Annotated in this window: 3 protein-coding genes; 1 reads left to right on the top strand and 2 read right to left on the bottom strand. The window is 72.1% G+C overall.

Going from position 1 to position 3,252, the window contains the following annotated elements; genetic code table 11:
- Positions 1–125: 125 nt before the first annotated feature.
- Positions 126–1,481, bottom strand: a complete 1,356-nt coding sequence (locus QH283_RS11020; RefSeq protein WP_280502920.1) for a hypothetical protein — start codon at positions 1,479–1,481, stop codon at positions 126–128.
- A gap of 377 nt (positions 1,482–1,858) precedes the next feature.
- Here QH283_RS11020 and QH283_RS11025 point away from each other — a divergent pair, with 377 nt between their 5' ends.
- Positions 1,859–2,515, top strand: a complete 657-nt coding sequence (locus QH283_RS11025; RefSeq protein ID WP_280502922.1) for a TetR/AcrR family transcriptional regulator — start codon at positions 1,859–1,861, stop codon at positions 2,513–2,515.
- Between the two features lie 19 nt (positions 2,516–2,534).
- Here QH283_RS11025 and acpS read toward each other — a convergent pair whose 3' ends face one another.
- Positions 2,535–2,972, bottom strand: coding sequence for a holo-ACP synthase AcpS (gene acpS, locus QH283_RS11030; protein ID WP_280502921.1), 438 nt, complete (start codon positions 2,970–2,972; stop codon positions 2,535–2,537).
- Positions 2,973–3,252: the final 280 nt, after the last annotated feature.

Raw genomic sequence — 3,252 nt, forward strand, 5'->3', positions numbered from 1 at the left:
CCCCCCCCCCCAACCGCCACCGCTTGATGTGCCCCGGGGGCGCGGAGTTGTTAAAACCACCCCGCCCGTCACAACCCCCCTGCCCCCGCACGCCCGGGCAGCCCGGGCGTCGAGTGCCGACAAGGTCAGGCCATGCCGAAGCGCTGCGCGGCCCACTGGGCGATCAACCGGACATGGTTGTCCCACCACTGATAGGACTCGGGGGTGAACGGCGGGGGCGGCGGGGCCTCGCCGGGGAACAGCAGCAGCGCGTCGGGATCGCCGAGGGTGGGCTCGGTCGGCATCCCGGTGCCGGGCAGCGCCGTGGCCTGCTCCGGCTGCTGGTCCTGCTGCGCGTGCCCGATCTCCTCGCTCTCCTCCGCCGCCGGGTGCAGCGGCTGCCCCGGACCGGCCCAGCGGCTGTCGGTGTGCAGCGCGTAGGAGGTCTGCGCGACCGGCTGGTCCGGTTCACCCGCGCGGAAGCGCTGCGGGTCGATGCGCTCGGGGTCGAACTCGCCCGGCCGCACCGAGGAGCCGGTCTCCAGGCCGCCGAACAGGCCGGGGCCGAAGATCTCGGTGTTGGCGGCGGTCCTGGCGTCCTCGGCGACCGCGTGGCCGCCCTCGTCGTGGCCGAAGGACAACCCGCCACCCGCGTACAGCCCGGCGGTGAGCAGCCCGCACGCCAGCGCGCCCACGGCGGTCGGCAGGGCGGGCAGCGGCCTGCCCCTGACCGGTTCGACGGCCTGCTCGGCCTCGTCGCCACCGGCCAGGTCGTCGAGCACCCAGCGCGCGGCGCCGACCGCGGTGGCCGCGGCCGCCAGCGGACACGACAGCACGGGAACGCCGAGATCCTCGACGGCGGCGCGCACCTCGAAGGAGTCGGCGGCCGAGCCGATGAGCACCACCGCGTCCAGCCGGACCCCGGCCGCCTCGCTCTGTTCCTCCGCGGCCCGCACCACCTCGCCGAGCGCGCCCACCGACCCGGCGCGGCCGGTGGCGGCCAGCACCCGGCTACGCGCGGCGTCGACCACGGTGGCGGCCTGGTAGCCGGGCACGACGTCGCAGACCAGCAGGTCACCGAATTCGGTCAGCGAGGGCAGGTCGGCGGCCACCGACAGGTGCGCTGAGGTCAGCGGGACCAGCGCGGCGCCGTGCCAGCGGCCCTCGGCCAGCCTGGTCACCACCGCCCTGCGCTGCGCGGGCTCCCGGTACACCACCGCCGCGCCCGCGATCGCCGCCTCGAGATCGCCGTCCGGGAGAACGGCGTCATCGGCCGGATCGGCCTCGGGTCCCGCCCCGCACAGCTCGCGGACGTCCATCGCGCGCAGTTCCGCCGCCACCCCGTCCAGGGCGCTCTCCACCGCGGCGGCGATGTCCGCCGGATCGGTTCCGGTCCTGACCACCCGGTGCACGAGCACCCGCTCGGACCACCGGCCCGCCGCGTCCGACAACGCCACCGCGCGCACCGCGCCGCGTTCGATGGAAGCCCCCACAGTCACCATGAGTCGAGCCACCACACCCGCCTTCCCCGTCACCGTTTCCGCGGATCCCGCCGCCGTCGCCACCGGCCGTCACGCTCTGCCCGTTCGGACAGCCATTCCGACGGCCCGCTCGCACGGCTCGAACCGGACCCGCCTGGTCGAATCGGCACGCCCCGATCGATACCCGATGCGCGACGATGCGCCTACCGATTCACGCGTGCTCAGTTGGGGTTCGACACCACGACCGGTGCGGATGGGTGGGAGAAGTGACCGAATTATCCGCCACCGGCGATCCGGGCATGTCGGACCTCTATCGGTACCGCTAGCCTGGACCCGTGGAAGTGCAAGCGAAGGCCGAGGCGAAGCCCAGGAAGCGACACCTTGACCCCGCTTTGGAGATGCAGGACGATCCGCGGGAATTGATGCCGCGCAAGCGACCCACCCAGGAGCGGAGCAAGCGCAAATTCGACGCGCTGTTGGCGGCTTCGCGCGAATTGCTCGTCGAAGTCGGTTTCGAGTCGTTCACCTGTGAAGAAGTCGCCGCGAGGGCCGAGGTGCCCATCGGCACCCTGTATCAATTCTTCGCCAACAAATACGTCATCGTCTGCGAACTCAACCGTCAGGACCTCGTGGCGGTCTCGCGGGAACTCGCCGATTTCCACGGTGAGATCCCGTCGCTGGACTGGCTGCGGCACATGAACCAATTCGTCGACCATCTGGCCAATCTGTGGGTCACCGATCCCTCACGCCGCGAGGTGTGGCTGGCCATGCAGTCCACCCCGTCCACGCGGGCCACCGGCGCCATCCACGAGAAGGAGTTCGCCGAGGTCGTCTCGCAGATGCTGCGCCCGCTCACCCCGCGCACCCCGAGGGCGCGGCGCACCATGATGGCCGAGGTGCTGGTGCACGTCGTGTACTCGATGCTCAATTTCTCGGTCCAGGACGAGCAGTCGCACGCCGACGCGGTCGCCGAACTCAAGCGGCTGATGGTGGCCTATCTGCTGGTCGCGGAGAAGGAGTCGCGGGCGGGCGATTCCGCACCGCGACGCAACTGACTACCGCCTGGCCGCCCGCTCAGGGCTGGGCAGGCCTGCCCTCGATGAGATCGGCCAGTTCGCCCGGGTCCTCCAGCACCACCATGGCGGCCGCGGTGTCACCGTCGTGGGTCAGCGACAGGTGCACCCGCACCCGGGGCAGGAATTCCGCGGCGAGGCCGTGCAGTTTGATGCTCGGCCGCCCCCACGCGTCGTTGACCACCTCGATCAGCGGATACGGGTTGTCCCCGATCTGCGGGCTGCGGGCGAACCGCGAGGACGCCCACGCCTTGAGCACCGCCTCCTTGGCCGCCCAGCGCGCGGCGTAGCTGCGGGCCGGATCGGTGCCCTTGCTCTGGCAGTAGCGGCGCTCGCCCGCGGTGAAGCTCTCGCGCAGCATGGTGGTGCCGACGCGATCCAACTGCTCGGCGAACTCCGAGATGGTCACCAGATCCAAGCCGATTCCCAGAATGGTCATGCGTCCTCGCAGCTCCCTCACACGCGTGGCGGGAGTGCCACCGCCTACCTCCGACGGCCGCGCTCCCGCCCGGCAAACCTCTCGACAGTTCTCGGTCACGTCGCCGCAACGGTCACTCGCGGCGGACGACTCGCAGTGCAGCGTACTGGTTCCCGCACACGACGAGGCCGGGTAGGGGGGGGCGGGCCCCCCGCCCCCACACCCCCCGGGGGGGGGCGAAAGGGGGGGCGCCCCCCCCCCCGCCCCGGGCCAAACCCCCGGGGGGGAAACCGCCGGCCGC

Source organism: Nocardia farcinica, assembly GCF_029867845.1.
In the GTDB taxonomy this organism is placed as follows: Bacteria; Actinomycetota; Actinomycetes; order Mycobacteriales; family Mycobacteriaceae; genus Nocardia; species Nocardia farcinica_A.

Excerpts from the sequence above, each read along its gene's own strand:
- QH283_RS11020 (WP_280502920.1), bottom strand. The coding sequence starts at position 1,481 with ATGGTGACTGTGGGGGCTTCCATCGAACGCGGCGCGGTGCGCGCGGTG.
- QH283_RS11025 (WP_280502922.1), top strand. The coding sequence starts at position 1,859 with ATGCAGGACGATCCGCGGGAATTGATGCCGCGCAAGCGACCCACCCAG.
- acpS (WP_280502921.1), bottom strand. The coding sequence starts at position 2,972 with ATGACCATTCTGGGAATCGGCTTGGATCTGGTGACCATCTCGGAGTTC.